Source organism: Rubripirellula amarantea (assembly GCF_007859865.1).
Lineage (GTDB): Bacteria > Planctomycetota > Planctomycetia > Pirellulales > Pirellulaceae > Rubripirellula > Rubripirellula amarantea.
The window spans coordinates 398,005-414,441 of the sequence record NZ_SJPI01000003.1; the positions used below are offsets into that span (position 1 = coordinate 398,005).

Annotated in this window: 8 protein-coding genes and 1 tRNA gene; 4 read left to right on the forward strand and 5 right to left on the reverse strand. The window is 54.2% G+C overall.

Annotated features, from left to right (window positions below; translation table 11 throughout):
• Positions 1 to 130 precede the first annotated feature (130 nt).
• The gene (locus tag Pla22_RS21475; RefSeq protein ID WP_146516859.1) at positions 131 to 349 is read right to left on the reverse strand and encodes a hypervirulence associated TUDOR domain-containing protein; all 219 of its coding nucleotides are present in this window, start codon (positions 347 to 349) and stop codon (positions 131 to 133) included.
• Between the two features lie 466 nt (positions 350 to 815).
• A tRNA-Leu gene (locus Pla22_RS21480) sits at positions 816 to 899 on the reverse strand.
• 327 nt (positions 900 to 1,226) lie between these two features.
• Here Pla22_RS21480 and Pla22_RS21485 point away from each other — a divergent pair.
• The gene (locus Pla22_RS21485; RefSeq protein ID WP_146516860.1) at positions 1,227 to 1,979 is read left to right on the forward strand and encodes an MBL fold metallo-hydrolase; all 753 of its coding nucleotides are present in this window, start codon (positions 1,227 to 1,229) and stop codon (positions 1,977 to 1,979) included.
• Positions 1,980 to 2,110: 131 nt separating this feature from the next.
• On the opposite strand, the gene hemG is transcribed toward Pla22_RS21485, so the two are convergent.
• Positions 2,111 to 3,658: a protoporphyrinogen oxidase gene (hemG, locus tag Pla22_RS21490; protein WP_315854248.1), complete on the reverse strand. Its 1,548-nt coding sequence runs from the start codon at positions 3,656 to 3,658 to the stop codon at positions 2,111 to 2,113.
• A 25-nt stretch (positions 3,659 to 3,683) separates the two neighbouring features.
• Positions 3,684 to 5,084 (reverse strand): hypothetical protein, encoded by a 1,401-nt coding sequence (locus tag Pla22_RS25585; RefSeq protein WP_207310447.1) that lies wholly within the window; start codon positions 5,082 to 5,084, stop codon positions 3,684 to 3,686.
• A 222-nt stretch (positions 5,085 to 5,306) separates the two neighbouring features.
• Here Pla22_RS25585 and Pla22_RS21500 point away from each other — a divergent pair, with 222 nt between their 5' ends.
• Positions 5,307 to 6,392, forward strand: a complete 1,086-nt coding sequence (locus tag Pla22_RS21500) for a ferredoxin--NADP reductase (protein WP_242632235.1) — start codon at positions 5,307 to 5,309, stop codon at positions 6,390 to 6,392.
• A gap of 143 nt (positions 6,393 to 6,535) precedes the next feature.
• The gene (locus tag Pla22_RS21505) at positions 6,536 to 7,810 is read left to right on the forward strand and encodes a glucose-1-phosphate adenylyltransferase (protein ID WP_146516861.1); all 1,275 of its coding nucleotides are present in this window, start codon (positions 6,536 to 6,538) and stop codon (positions 7,808 to 7,810) included.
• 128 nt (positions 7,811 to 7,938) lie between these two features.
• On the opposite strand, the gene Pla22_RS21510 is transcribed toward Pla22_RS21505, so the two are convergent.
• The gene (locus Pla22_RS21510) at positions 7,939 to 11,565 is read right to left on the reverse strand and encodes an AsmA family protein (RefSeq protein WP_146516862.1); all 3,627 of its coding nucleotides are present in this window, start codon (positions 11,563 to 11,565) and stop codon (positions 7,939 to 7,941) included.
• A gap of 602 nt (positions 11,566 to 12,167) precedes the next feature.
• On the opposite strand from Pla22_RS21510, the gene Pla22_RS21515 reads away from it, so the two are divergent.
• Positions 12,168 to 16,373 (forward strand): VWA domain-containing protein, encoded by a 4,206-nt coding sequence (locus Pla22_RS21515; protein ID WP_242632236.1) that lies wholly within the window; start codon positions 12,168 to 12,170, stop codon positions 16,371 to 16,373.
• Positions 16,374 to 16,437: the final 64 nt, after the last annotated feature.

Consider the following 16,437-nt stretch of genomic DNA (forward strand, 5'->3'; position numbering starts at 1 on the left):
TTTGAAACGCGTGACCTTGCGACGATATCGCGCTACTCGTTCCGTAGACTCTGTGAAAGGTATAGCTACAAACCCCATTTTGCAGCAAACGAGACGAACCAAGCTGCTAATCAGATAGGATCGCAAATTCTCACGAGTCCTTTTCGAGCTCACTTTCTAGCTTCAAGACATTGTTGCCGTCATCGACCTGCACATAGTAGGCGGGGTTTTCATTCGAACCTTCCCGACTCACTTCTGACCCATCAATTTTTCGCGTCACTTTCTTTTCAAATGATGACTGCACTTTCCCGTGACCATAGCCGTCTCCCCATTTCCACTTCACGCTCGTCCCTTCGCTGTACTTCGCCATCACTCATCTCTGGTTAAATAGTTGGGTAACTGTTGAACGTGGTAGTCCAATGTCTACGACCACCAAACTGTATCTTCGGATCGCAGATATCATCGTCTACGGAACCAAGACTTCCTGTAAGCGTTGTGTTTCTACTAACAACGCGAGGTCAGCTGGCGAAGTAGCATCTTCCATGCCGAAAAGCCGTGACCGGATGCATGACACGAATACCTGCCGATTGGGATAACTGGACGCACCCATCGTTTCAGTGCGACCGGCTAGTTCTTTCATCGTCGCCGTACAAAGGTCATGCAAAAAAGCGGCGTGCGGCAGGGCTGTTGATAGCTCGAGTTCTAGAACGCCCAAACCGTAATCCCAAGTTACATTTTCGAAGCAACTGACATCTAACCGCGTTTTGGTCGGGATTCTGGGAGCCCAAAAAGAAAGGGCTCAACGTTAGACACGCTGAACCCTTGTGAAAGACGAGTGCGGATGAGAGGACTTGAACCTCCACGACCTTGCGGCCACTAGAACCTGAATCTAGCGCGTCTGCCAATTCCGCCACATCCGCTGATGTTTGACCTTTTCGAGCCGGCAAGAAGCCTATTCGTTTGGTCAGGCAATCTGAAAAGAATTACGATGCCAGAGCATGCTCGCGGAAACGAAGCTTGCTAAAAATGGCAGCATGCTCGCTGGAGACAACGACTGTGGACCGCTTTATCCCTTCTCGTTAAGTGCGGTAAAATATCTCGTTGTGTGAGTCTTGGCAAGCCACAATGGGCCCCGGTTCTTGAGACGAACCGCCGAATCGATCAGACTGGGGGTTCAGCGGTCATGCGTGGCGAAGGGTCTAGCTAGATTTCCATCATGACGATCGCCAACATGAAAGCGACTTTCGATGCAAATCCACTGCCTGGGCACGGTGGGCTATCACCCCAATGATACCCGACACACGTCGTGCTACTTCCTTCCTAAATCGGGTATCTTGCTCGATGGCGGCAGCGGGATGTTTCGATTGAGAAAGCATATCGAAACGGAATCGCTGGACATATTACTCAGCCACGCGCATCTCGATCACATCTTAGGGCTAACGTTCCTGCTTGATGTCTTGCACGAAAGCTCTGTGAAGAAAATTCGCATTTGGGGTGAGGCGACGAAGCTGCAAGCAGTCCAAGACCATCTGTTTCATCCGCTGATTTTTCCAATGCCGCTGGAATGTGAATGGAACCCCATCGACGACTTAGAGTCATTCACGATCAACGACGCTGAAATTACATTCCGGCATCAAGAGCACCCAGGCGGCTCGATAGCGTATCGGATTGATTGGCAATCACCAAGAAAGCGATTGGTCTACGCTACTGATACAACCGGCGACTTGTCAGATGAACATGCCCACTGGAGCCAAGATGCCGATCTACTGATGCACGAATGCTATTTTCGTGACGAGGCATCGCATTGGGCACTGAGGACCGGACACTGCTGGACGAGCCGGGTAGCGCAGGTCGCAGCCAAATCAAAACCGAAGCAATTGCTGCTTACCCATATCAACCCAATCGAAACCCGCGACGACCCCATCGACATTGCATCGATTCGCCGCCAGATCGAGTGCAAGGCGATTTTGGCCGAAGACGAAATGCTAGTTGAGTTCTAGCTTCTAAACCGATGGTGGCTTTGCACTAAACGATTCGCCTTTGCGTTTCACTCCTATCATTGGCCGCCCACCGAACTAGACCAGTTCGCCGAACAAGACCAGTTCACCGCTAGGGAAGAGTTGCCGTGACACTAGGCCTGAGTCGGTGAGACCTTATTGGAGCGTTGTTGCAAACTTTCGAGCACGGATGAGGCAACAACTTCAGCTTGGCGAATCACCGGAGCAATACCGACTCCATCGAGTGAGTTGCTAGTCAAATCTAAGCTCGGTAATTCGTCCAATGCCTTGCGTACTTTCTTAACTAATCGATGATGACCGACGTGGTATTGTGGCATGGCGTCATTCCAGCGGACAACCTTGGCGAACACCGGGTCACCCGAAAGGCCGATGATCTCGCTAAGTTCTTCCCGAACAAGCTCGATGATTGCCTGGTCATCTAAGTCAAGTAAGTCGGACTGCATCGCACCACCCACGAAAACACGAACGAGCACATGATCATCGGGCGCCCGCCCTGCGAATTTGTGACTCGCAAACGAACCGGCCAAAATGCGTCGTCCTTCCGAAAGCGGAACAACGAAGCCAAACGTTTCGATGTCTTTCGCGATATCGGCTCGGCGGACTCCCATGACCACGATCGCGGTCGACGCAGACGGGATTTGTCCCAAGGTATTGGCAATCAGATTCGCGGGCGTTGACGAAGATTGATTCGACACCGTGCGCAACAATCTCTTCGCCGCTTTAGGTGGCAAAGCGATAACGGCGTGGTCGAAAGTTTCTTGGGTGCCACTATCAAACCCCAGCAAGACTTGGTTGCCAGATCTATTCGATCCAGGAACAAGATCTAGCGACCGGACTGGTGAATTGACTTTGATTGAGTCGGTAGGGAGTGCTGACACAAGCGACCGAACCAACTCGATCATGCCACCTTCGAAGGCTCGAAAACGTCCATATCTCGCTCCCGTGCTGTTTCGCTCTTCGGAATCTTCCCCACGTTTGCGTTTAACATGTGTTGCCTTGGCAAGTGAACCATGTTCGCGTTCCATCGCGTATATCGGTCCCATCGTCGATCGCATGCTCAATTGATTCACGTCAGCCGTGTAGATGCCTGCGGACAACGGCGCCACGATTCGATCGAGGACCTCGCGTCCCATTCGTCGTTGCACAAAGGAGGCCACTGATTCGTCGAGGTTTTCGTCGGTGTCGCCGACTGGCTGAGACGACGGGATGAACCTTTCCGCTAGCCAACGAAGCTTGCCCCGCCACGTCAGCAGATCGGTTGTCAGCATGGGCATCAATTTGGTTGCCCGCATCAAAACAAAACCGTCGGGGATAGGGATCAATTTGCCGTGTTGGCAGATACGAGCACCGCGACGAGTTGGCAAAGGCTCGATCAGTTGGTCTTCGACGCCGAGCTTGCGACACAAATCTAAGGCAGCAGCAGGCTGCGTCGCGAACATGTCCGCGCCATGATCGACAAGAAAACTGACGCTTCCGTCATCGCTTTGAATCCGTTCGGTATGGATCACGCCCCCGACGCGATCGCTTGCTTCATAGACCGTGATCACTAGCGCAAGCGGCGACTCGTTTGATTGATTCGCCAAATGCAATTGCACCGCGGTAGCGAGTCCCGAAAGACCTCCCCCGATGATGGCGACACGGTACGGTTGGTTGATGGCCAAAGAAAACTTCGTTGTCGCGATGCGACTATCGTCCACTTTGAGCGGCTGCTGCCGCTTCGGCTGCTGCTGCGGCGGCGGCTTCTTGTTGAGCAGTATCGCCGTAACCGTTCATCCCTTCCGGTGGTCCACCGTAACCGCTCGGTGGACCGCCATAACCTTCCGGCGGTCCGCCGTAACCGCTTGGTGGTCCGCCATATCCGCTTGGCGGGCCACCATAGCCACTTGGCGGGCCGTAGGATCCGTACCCGTTATTACCGCGACCGTTGGATGCGAAATCCTTACCAACCAAAGCAGCAAAGGTGGTCACTAGCAGGCTTACGGGCTGGATGATTGACTCCAATTCGGCGTGAAAATCGGTAGCATTCCTGGCGTTGGCCAATGATGCAAGCTGCGGAGCCAAGGGTGCAAGAACCGAGCTGTACTCGGTCAAAACAGTTCCGCTTTGAGCTTCGCTGTACTTCGTGGTCATCGCCTTAACATCCTCGGCCCAGGTCGCGGAAAGCGATTCGGGTACCCAATACCCTTCGACCTTCTTGAAGACATCGGCTGTATCACCCGCGTCCGAAGTGATCGTCACATTGGCAGTATCACCGGTGCTTGATTCCACGACGACGTTGCGCCCGGCGAACGTCGATTGCCCGCTCAATTGGTAAAGATACGGTGCAATCTTTGGATCCATTTTTCGAAGCCAATCACCAAACGGAACGGTGCGCAATTCCTGCAGGCTAACCGACGGATCGCTCAGGACCGTTCGGGCAAGTCCGGCGAGTGTCATGATCGACCCCTCAAGGTTCTCAATCGTCGAAGGTTGCAGAGATTGGATACGTGGACTTGATAACAACCACCGCTGTCGTGTTTCCATCACTTCGCCGGATTGTTGAAGCGTCGAGACTAAGGTTTCAAAGTTGGCCTGTTCACACTTAGACGCCACAAGTTTCACCAAGCTATCGACATCATTGCGGTAACTAGGAGGAAGCGCATCATAGATTGCGACGAGATGTCCATCGGAGACGGCGTCGTCGACCTGCTGAAGAAACTTATCAACGGTCACATCTTTTTGGGGAGCTTGATAAGGCGGAGCCTCACTTGGAACAGGAAGCGGATTCGGTGCAGAGGCCGCAGCGGAAACGCGTTGCTGCCGTAGCTCGGAAGTCCGATCGCTCCGCCGCGACTGCAATTCTTTACTTAGCTGATTGGCTTGAATTCGACTTTCACTCCGCAGCGATGACATCTTTACCGAAACTCGTTTTCCATTGCTGAGCTTCAGTACGACCGTGTCACCCCATAAACCAAGCATTTCAGCTTCGATCGTTCTAGTTCCTCGCAAGTCCGTCCACGATTCGGCGCACGCCGACGGGAACGGCAGCGCTAGAAAGCCACAAACCACCAGCAGCGGAATGAATACGAACGATTGGCGAATGGACATGAGAGGTCTCATGGATAAGGAACACAGCATAAAGGCAGGCGAAGAATGGCAATGTCAGCGAACAGCCATTCACAGATCGAAAAAACACTTTGAGGCATGGCACTGACGAGTGCTTCCCCGAAGAGGTGACCCCAAGGGCTAAACACACCACCATGCGCTGACCGTCATCCAGTATATTGAATCACTGTCGATTGTGGCCCCCCTATTTGTGAAGGAAAACACTTGAGCGACCCATCGGATAAGCCCTCACTGTCGGCCATCGAACCAGCGGTGTCAAACAGCGGAAATGCACCTAACTCCAACGACCACGCACTGGGATCGTTAACCGAGGGTGGTACAGGCGTGACTCTTTCATCCGCAGAGATCCGAACGCTCAAGGAAAAGTACTACAACGCGACCATCGTTGATCGTCGTGATATCCATGACGATTTGGCGGTGTTCCGTATTCGACCGGACCAGGGATTCGAACCCTTTGAAGCAGGACAGTACGTCGCGTTGGGACTTGGGAATTGGGAACGGCGTATCGCCAACTGCCAAGATGAACCGCTGCCCGAGAGCAAATGGAAGAAGCTGACCAGGCGAGCGTATTCGATTTCTTGCCCAATGGTAGACGTCGATTCGGCGACGGACTCGACGGTTCAAGTCATGACGGTCAATTCGATTGACTACCTCGAATTTTACGTCGCTTTGGTTCGTCACGCGGGTGACCTGGACCAGAAACCTCCTTCGTTAACACCTCGTTTATTTGGACTCCAATCCGGCGATCGCATTGAAATCGCCAAGAAAATCGTTGGCCACTACGTCGCACACGATATTGGACCGGACGACACGGTGTTGATGGTCGGCACGGGTACTGGTGAAGCACCGCATAACGCGATGGCGGCTAGTTTGCTTTCCCAGGATCATCAAGGACGGATCATCCACGTCACAAGCGTTCGGCAGCGCAAGGACTTAGCCTACCTAAGACAACACGAAACGCTGTCGAAACACTTCCCTCAGTACAGCTATTTTCCTCTGACGACACGAGATCCCGAGAACCTCAATACGTCGCATCCGAAATTCGTTGGCAAACAATACGTGCAGGAGTTGTTTCGCTCGGGAAGGTTAGCGGAACTAGCGGGCGTGGATTTGAGCCCGAAGAATACTCACGTCTTTCTTTGCGGAAACCCCGCTATGATCGGCTACGCACCACCGGGCGCGCCGCCTCTCACGCAACCGGGGATGATTCAAGTCTTAATCGAAGCCGGGTTTACCGATGATCACAATCAGAGCGGTCCCGGTGTGATTCGTTTTGAGAAGTATTGGTAAATCGTTCCAACAGTACTCCACGACACCGCATTGCATGTGTTAAAACGAGTATTCCCGTTGCGGGTTTCGCTCACCAACCACCAATCGCCCCAACCGATTGTTTTCTGGTTCTTCCACTCAACACTTAATAACAGTATTTCGATATGGACCTTTCTCGAACAATCGCGTTGATTCTAGGTGGAGGCCGGGGAACTCGCTTATTTCCGCTGACCAAAATCCGCGCTAAACCCGCCGTACCGCTGGCGGCCAAATATCGTTTGATTGATATCCCGATTAGTAACTGCATCAACAGCGGTTTGAATCGCGCGTATGTGTTGACCCAGTTTCTTTCCGAAAGCCTGCACCGTCACCTTCGCCAGACTTACACCTTCGACCACTTCAACGGTGGCTTCGTCGAATTGCTGGCAGCCCAGCAAACGGTCAACAAGGGGACCGACTGGTATCAAGGTACCGCCGACGCGGTACGCAAGAACTTGGTTCACTTGACCGAAGATTGGATCGAGCATGTTTTGATTCTGTCGGGTGACCAGCTTTACCGAATGGACTTCCGCGACATGATGCGGACCCATATCGAGTCGGGTGCTGATGCAACGATCGCTGGGATTCCAGTGTCGCGAGACGAGGCGTCTTCGCTGGGCATCATGCAAGTGGACAATGACGGTCGCGTGCGTGGCTTCGTCGAAAAGCCTCAAACCGACGAAGAACTTGCTACCGTTCAAATGGACCCTGCTTGGATCGATGCCAGAGGCATCCCGAGTCACGGACGCGACTGCCTAGCAAGCATGGGACTCTACATCTTCAACAAAGACGTGATGGTCGACTTGCTGCGAAACGATTCGCACAGTGATTTTGGAAAAGAGGTTTTTCCCGAGGCGATCAAGTCTCACAAGGTGAACGTGCACCTGTTTGACGGGTACTGGGAAGACATCGGTACTATTCGAGCATTCTATGAAGCCAACCTATCGTTGGCCGGCAAGAACCCTCCCTTTGACATTCGTAATGCTGATGCGCCGATCTATTCAAGACCTCGCTTCTTGCCGCCAACGATCATGGGCAATGCGTCCATCGAAGGCAGCTTGATCGCGGACGGATGTTTGATTGGCGAGAACGTCAAAATCAAGAATAGCGTCTTAGGATTACGAACCGTGGTGGGCGACAACGTCACCATCGAAGATAGCGTCGTGATGGGAGCGGACTACATCGAATCCGAATCTCGCGGCCCCATCCCCATCGGCATCGGAGCGGGCTCGACCATCATCGGCACAATCTTGGATAAGAATTGCCGCATTGGTGAAAACGTCAGCATTACCAACCAGCAAAAGGTTGACCATCAAGGCGAAGACGACGACTTGCAAGTGCGAGACGGAATCCCGATCGTGATCAAGAACGGAATCATTCCGAGCGGATACACGATGTAGTTGTTGTCACAGCAACATAGACGCCGTCGCAGCCGCCATTGAACAACGTGGTGCTGCGACGAAAATGTGTGCGACTTACAGATGTTGCCAGCGACCAGCCTTGCTCGCTACCAATTCAGCGGTGCGGTTTATCGGCCGAACAACTTCTCTAGGCCTTTGCCAAGTTGTTTCTCTAAGTAGTTCTCGGTGGTTTCTTGAAGCTTTTTCGCTCCCAGGTCACCGACAACTTTGGCGATGCTTGACGAATCGAGCGTCGGCCGACTGACCGTGCCCGCGATGGGCAGCGTGATCGTTTGGCCGGCTAGCCCCTTCAAGCTGCTGCCCAACCATCGCTCGTCAAGCGGAACCATGGCCTGCATTTCCAACCGACCGTCATTGATGCGTACGCGACCGCTGGTGACAACTTGAGCACGATCGACGTCGAAGAAGAGTCGATCATGAGTCACGACGCCACCATCAAGAGAGAAATTCACCGTTTGCGGCGGCATTGAAATCAGCGTCGAGTTCTGGTTTTGCGTTTTCATGCTTCCGCCAAACGCAGATGCAATCGAAGCGAGTTGATTGAGGCCACCGAGCAACTGTTGGGCTAGCGGCCCCGCATTCATATCGACCGTTCCCACGCCCATGCGACCAATCACTCGGCTACTGGCAACATCGTCAAAGTTAATCGTGGCCTCGTCAACTTCTGCCGATATCGTTCCCTTGATACTTGCGGTTTGTGCGGCAAGCGGAGCGAGATATTTCAGCCACCGGTCGGTCATCTCGGGTGTCAACTCAATCGAGTCAGCGATCACGCCAGGATCCAATCTCATCCACATCGAATCGCCGGCATAGTTCACTGTGCCTGATGCGCGGACATAACCTTTGCCGACAGGAATATTGGTCGGCGTGATCGAGACCTCTGTTTCGTTGACTCGCACCGGTACTCTGGCTTGCCCAAACCGGACACCGGCGACCTCGCCCATTTCCCAGCCCAACTCGGTTTGAACGTCGAATACGAAAGAGCCATCGGCGTTTTGCTTCGCGCCAAGTGACATGGTGGTTTCATGGATGCCTTCGGCCAAAATTTCGATCCCTGCCAATGTGCTCAGGCGGGCCGCCACATCGTCGACCTTCATTCGCACGGGACCGTCGAGCTTGACGTTGTCCAATTTGTCCGTCCACAATCCATCCCCCGTCAAGGTTGTCGCAAACCAATCCGTTGCAAGCTTTGTTGGTGACGAAACAACTTGGCCAGCGTTTATGTTTACTTTGGTGACACCCGATAATTGCACATTGGGTTCTTCCCAAAGCAAGGTCATCGCACTGCGTCCACTTGATGCATTCGCCGTGATGTCTTGCTGGCTCACCGAGCAAAGTTTCGCATTGGTTTGATGATCAAACACAAACCAATCCTGATCTCGTGACACTTTCAACTCGCCCTCGCATTCACCGCGAACGACATAACGAGTGGACGATGCAGTGGCATTGGAACGTTCGGGTTGATACCCCACCGGAACCGCCCGAGTAGCGGTTTTCCGCTGCGATGCGGCTGCGTACTTTTGGTCTACGCTTCCTTGCAATCGTTCCAGCATGGCACGCCAGTGAATTTCTAGATCGCAAGTGTCGCCTTGCATGTCGCCACGAATGGCGGCGGATACCGCATCGCCGGAAACGACAACTCGCTCGGCGTGAAAGTCGCCCGACGGTAGCTGTAGGTCACCAGCAAAGGTGGCCGTCACCGACGGCTGCGAATAGATGCGATCGCTGTATCCGATGCTCGCTTGATCAAGTTTTAGTTCCGCCAACGTTAGCCGTGACACCGATGAAGCGACCATTGCGTGCGCCACCACGTCAAACTTCCCACTGACATCGTGAACCTCCGCTGGCATCCAAGGCAACAACAACGCTTGCAGCGAAGCGAGTTGACCAAGGCCGCTAAGAGTGACGGGTATAGGGTTTTCAAGGCTTGGCTGGTCAACAGGGTTTTCCAATTCAGCAAGCAACGTCAAATCTCGACTGACCAACGCGACCTTCGCTTGGGAAAGTTGTTGCAGCGATTGACCGCCCCAGGTTCCCACAGCTTCCACTTCACACTGGAAGGCATCTTGTTGAATCTGTTGCCCGCTGGGCAATGTAACCACCAAATCCTTCGCGCCACCGTCACCCACCAATCGCCAAACGTTATTTGCCGCGGCGTTCCATCGGATGTTTCCGCTTGCGACACCTGCAATCGATGCATCGGACATATCAATGATCGGACGAAGCATGGCGACCAGACGACCGAAGTCAATTTCTACGTCGGCGGCACCGGACTGCAAGTCACCCTGGCCGATAGCTTTTCCAAATCCACTTTTCCATTCAAACTTATCAGCTCGGACCAAACCGTTGCGGCTTGCCACAGTTGCGATGAGTTCAATGGATTCGACCTTCACGGCATTGCCGCGTGATCGGGCTTCGATGTCACTACTGCTGATTACGAATTCGCTTAACCTTGCATCGCCTGCTTGTTGGGGAGGAAACGATTCCACTCGTCCCATCGCCTTCCCTCGCACTAGCTGAGCATCGGTACGAATGGGCAGAATGCCAGGTAGTGATTCTTGCAGCTTGGGCAGATCGACCTCTGCCGTGGCAATCCCATCGATTCCTTCGAGCCACCGAAGCGGATTGTCGGAAGTGCCGACCCAGGAAAAATCTCGCGAGAACACGCCGTTGACCGTTGCGCTGGCGAAGTCGGTCGAGGCATTAAGTCGTCTGCCGATAACCTGGTGTGGCAATACGATCATCTCGCCATCAATCATCGCCAACGAGTTTCGCCACAACAACACAGGCTGCCCCGTGCTCGGATCGATATTGAGCGCCGACAGATTGCGAAGATTTAGATTTTCCACGGACGCCTCGATCGCGTCATTGGCGCCACTGGCCAAAACGATCTCGCCCGTGGCATCGCCATTGAAGATCTCAGGTGCCGCTTGCATCGATTCCGAAAAACGACGCCGAACAACCGAGACCACCGATAACGGCAGAGACTCGGACTTCAGGCTGATCCGCCAAGCGTTGGCTGGCGCGATCGTCTCGGCGGTCGAACTTTGCTGCAGTTCGATCTTGCCCTGTAACGACCCCGTACCGCCTCTGGGTTCGGTCAACACGCCTGAGAATGAAGCTAGGGTTTGAGCCCCGTTCAGTTCAATCTCAGCGTTTGATTGGGAGATAGTCCACGATGCATTGGATACCACATCGGTGACTTTGGCGGTAATGTCGAGGAGTTTGATATGCCCACTGGCAACTGAAGGTTCGCTCGAGTCACTGGCGAACGCGTCGAGTATTTCCGCGAGGTCATCTTCGAGCGAACAACTGTCGTTGGCGACGCCGCACAACAGGTTCACGTCGCGAAGAGTGACCTGGCCAAACGACTCACTCCCTCGAATCAAGTCCATCAGCGTCATGTCGACGTCGATGCGATCGACTTTAAGTTCGGTAGATCCCGATTTGCCTCGTACGTTGAGCCCTGTGACACGAATCGGGGTAACCCAACCAATCCGCAGATCGTCAACTTGGGATTCTAACCCGTACTTCGCCATTTGGCTGGTCACCAACGATCGACCAATCGAAGAATGGCTTACCAGACTAGGTCCGGCGAGCACAAAGAGGGCAACGGCACCGAGTGCAATGAGCGTGTAGAAGCCGCGCCGGCGAGCACGCCCAGTTCGCCGTTTTTGGGTATGGTATTTCTGAGAGCGATCAGCGTGTTCGAGAAGATATTCGTCAGTGGTCACAAATCCATCCTTGTTGCGACAATAAACACGAACCCCAAGGTTGATAGGGCCGTTGCTGATTGCGGCGGAGTAGCCAGCTTTGGGAGTCTACTGATAAATCTGTCGCTAGCCCAAGATGAATTCGTGCGTGCGGTGCCTGTTCAGCCGGCGCGAGGTGCGTCACCTCACTGACGCGACGGGACGATGAAGGCCACCAAATTCCGGCATTTTGGTCTTTGGCACGAGAGTCGCTTTTTGTCAGGATACGCCCGAGCAGGTCGACTTTGCTTCACGCAAACGACGCAGATTGCTCTGGTTGTTGCACTTTGCAACACCTACAACCTGGATGAACGGATCTTTCTAACGCCGCCGACGAAACGGCAAGGTTGGAAATGCCGGTTTTTCCATGGCGAAAGTGGTAGCTCGAGAATAGACTCGAACTACTTTTCACCATCCAATTCGGACCCCAATTGCGACTGTGGCGGCTTTTCGAAGCCAAGCCTGTTCCAGTGGCTCAACGATTACGACGCAACGATTACGCGGAGATTTTTCCTATGGGATTGCGACACGTCGCACGAACCTTCTCAAACTGGGCCTGCTGCGCCTCAGTTGTTTTGGTCTCAATGATCACCCCTGCTCTGGCCGACCAGGGTGCCAATGTACGCATTGCCACCTACGAAGCCGAGTCTTCGCAGGATCGGCCGGGCGAGCGTTTCTTCGCGGCGTCGATTCAGCCGTCTGCGGCTGACGAGCTGATGGCGGCGGTAAGCGATGCCCCGGCGGACGTGGTGATCGTTGTCGATACGTCGGCAAGCCAGTCCGGCGCCTATCGCACAGACACCCAACGTGCTTTGCGAACCGCTTTGAGCAAGTTTGGAAAGGATGTCAAAGTTCGCGTCTATGCCGCCGATGTTCGCGCCGTCGACCTCAGCGGAGAGTTCACCGCTGCCAACGACACGGACGAAGCATTCCGAAAATTTGCTCGCCGTTTGCCGTTAGGCAACACGAACATGATCCAAGTGATCGACACTGTTCGCGGTGCACTTGTGGCTCAACCTCAATCGCACACTCGTTCAGTGATCTACATCGGCGATGGCCAGTCGATTGAAGCAGTCGGCAATGAGATTCGTTTTGGAGCGTTGGTGAAAGCGTTGCGAGCCGATCGAATTAGCGTCCACAGCATCGCGATCGGTCCCACCACCAATATTGAACTGATGGCGATTCTCGCTAACCAGACCGGTGGCACCATCGGAGTCGCGACTAGCGAAGAAGCAACTGGCGTGGCAGCGATGGCTAGCCAAGTTGCCAAGTCTGCAACCATGTCACCCATCTGGTTGACCGAAACAACCTTGTTGCCCGGAATGAAAATGGTTCAGGAGAACCAGCTTCCACCGTTGCGACTCGACCGAGACTCAATCTTTGTCGGTCAAGTCGACAATCAAGTTGCCCAGGGCCTCGACGACAACGCGACGATCACTCTTGTCGGCGAAACCTCTACATCGACGGTACGAATCACAGCCAACGCATCGCTGGAAGAAAGCCATCCTGACTTTGCATTCCTGGTCGGTTTGGTTTCTCAAGCCGAAGCGAACTCAGGCTTGATGTTGCCATCGGCAAACTCGGGGTTGCTGCGAGAAACGGCTCGCATGATGGCCGCCCGCGCTGAAGAGTTGGTCAAAGCAGGCCAGATGGCACTGAAGCAAGGAAATAAACGAGGCGCCAAAGCGATCGCCGAAATGGCATTGCAAGCCGACCCCACCAGCCCCCAGGCCCAAATTCTTGAAGATGCATCGGCCAAGCGATTGGTGATGCAAAACGATGACGAATTTGACGGCATCTTCGATGATGGCGGCGGTGCTGCGGATCCTGTGTTCGGCGGTGACGCCGGCTTCGATGATCCAATGGATCTAGACGAAGCTGCACCTCCAGTCGAGGCGGCTCCCTTAGAAGGAACCATTGAACGCAACCCCGTCTTCCCAGCAGAACCTGCTCCGATGGCCGCGCCGCCTGCAGCGGCTCCCCAAGCGTTCAACAATTTTGCTCCTGCGGTCAGCGATGACGATCTGGTGGAAGAAGCCGGCGACTTGCTTGACCGTGTTCGTGGTGAGCGCACCGCAGCCGAAGGTCGTCTTCGAGCAGAAGTTCGAGCTTCGATTCGCGCGGCCGAGAGAGCCATGCGTGAAGATCCGACGGGTGTCGCAGGTTCGCTTAAGAGCTTGCTAGCCAACGTGGAAACGGCTCCCGATATCGACCCTCAACTGCGTCAAGAGCTTGCCTCGACCGTTCGCTCGGCCATTCAAACCGCGAGCCGACGCGAGGCGGAATACAGCGAGCGACTTCGCAACCTTGAACAGGTTGCTCAAGGTGCAAACGCATCGGCTCGATTGCTAGAAGAAACATTCCGTCGTGAAGCGACGCTAAAGACATTGTCACAACAATTGAACGCCCTGGTGGACGAGGAACGCTACGAAGAAGCGGACGCTGAAGTTGCTCTTCCGTTTGCGGAACTCGCCGGAGTCACGATCACCAACGATTCCGTTGAAGGCCGGCACTTCGACTACACGCCTTTGGCTCTGCAAACCTACGCTCGTGACCGTCGTTACCTGCGAATTCGCGAACGAAACTTTGTCGATGTATTCTCAAACGTGTTGAAGGCGTTCATCCCGTTTGTTGATGAACCACCAGTCATGTTCCCGGAAGCGGAAGTTTGGAAGCGGATGAGCCGTCGCCGATTGGAACGATATGGTTCGATCGAACTGATTGGTGACAGCGGTGCCGAGAAGCGAATCGCAGCCGCATTGAACGAAGAGACAACGCAAAACTTCGTTGAGCTGCCCCTTTCAGATGCGATTCAAGCTCTGAGTGAGACTCATGGTATTCCTATCGTGATCGACAACCGAGCTCTTGATGACATTGGAATCACGGCGGAAGACACGGTGACATTGTCACTCTCAAACGTTTCGCTTCGATCGTTCCTACGTTTGTTGCTGCGTGACCTTGAATTGACCTACATGATCAAAGATGAAGTCATGCAAGTCACCACCCAAGAACAAGCTGAAGCTGATCCCGTCCAAAAGGTTTATCCAGTCGGTGACCTCGTTGTTCCTATCGTCCAACTCGGCGGTGGCATGGGCGGCGGTGGCGGCGGCATGGGTGGCGGTATGGGCGGTGGCATGGGCGGCGGTGGCGGCGGCATGGGCGGCGGCATGGGAGGCGGCGGCATGGGCGGCGGCGGAGGTGGCGGCATGTTTGCTGTCCCTGATGATGCAACCATTGCCGACAAGAAGACTTCCGAGCCAGCTTCGAAGGAAGCAGCCCCAGAAGCAAAGAAATTCACCAAGGCTGCCGTCAACGTCAAACCGATCCTGATCGAGCCTTCGGAAGGTCAGACCGTGGACGATGCTTGGGATGCCTTCTTTGCCGAGAACGAAATTGAAACGGCGGAACAATTGACGGTTCTTGATGCTCGTATTCGATCGACAGTTCGTGTGTGGTCAGCCCGAGCCGAGAAGGCTCAAGCGGCGGGCGACCTCGACCAAGCCGTCGAGAACTTCAAGAAATCTAACGACGCCATTTCGGCGGCGATGCGAGCCGGTCACGTTCAGCCTTGGATGTACCAAGCACTCGCAATCACGCTGAAAGCGATTGGTGCCCCTACCGAAGAAGTCGAACGCGCTTTGCTTTCGGCAATCGACTTCGCCGAGACACCGGAAGACGTTTTGCATGTCGCAGCACGTTTGGAAGACATTGGATCCTACGAGGCGGCACTGAATCTTTGCCGAACAGTTGCTCAAATGGAACCTTATCGTCGCGAGCCTTATGTGATGGGACTTCGCTTGGCGCAAGAAATTGACCAACCCGAAGGACTCATGTGGGCGTGCGAAGGCATTCTTTCACAAGCGTGGACCGACAACTTTTCGTCGGTCGTCGAAGAGGCTCGCTTAGTTGCACGAGCGGTCTATGCTGAACTCGTCGAAGAGGGCAAGACAGAACAAGCTAATGCCTTCAACGAGTCGCTTAAACTCGCAGCGTCGCACGACGTCATCGTGCGAGTCTCATGGACAGGTGACGCTGACATCGACGTCGCAGTGGAAGAACCTTCCGGGACTGTGTGTTCGCTCGAAAACAGCACATCTGCCGGCGGTGGAACCTTGCTTGGCGATGCTTACCCCGGTAGCACCAACGATAAAGACGGAACCGTTTCGGAAACCTATCTTTGCCCTCAAGGATTCAGTGGTCAGTACCGATTGCTAGTACGCCGAGTTTGGGGCAACGTGACGACGGGTCGCGTGAACGTCGAAGTACTGACCGATGTCGGACGTCCGAGCCAAAAGTTTGTCAGCAGAGAATTGCCACTGACGGAAAAAGATGCTTTGGTCATCTTTGAGGTCAAAGACGGCAAGCGAAAAGACGAGATCGGCAACGCTCAACTTGCACACCTGCAAAACGCTCAGCGAGAGATGCGTCATCAAGTGTTGGCGCAATTCGGCGATCCCGTCGATAACGAACAAGTGTTGCGTGATCTATACGCTGATGTTCAACGTCTAACCGGCGGAACAGCTGGCGTTGTTGACCCACGACTTGACCCTCGCTTCCGACGTGGTGCGGTTGGTTTCCGACCCGAAATCACTTCGCTTCCCGAAGGTGCAGGACTTTCTGGACTGGCCATCATTTCAGCGGATCGTCGGTACGTCCGAATCTCGCCTGTGCCGTTCTTCTCGCAGGTCGGTGACGTGACCACGTTCAACTTTGTCACTGGTGATGAAGGAACGGGAACCGGCGGCGGTGGTGGTGGCGGATTTGGTGGTGCTGGTGTAGGTGGAAACTAGCCGGACTTACACGCATTCGATACGAAACCGCCATGGCTAGCCTATGGCGGTGGACGGTTCGAAG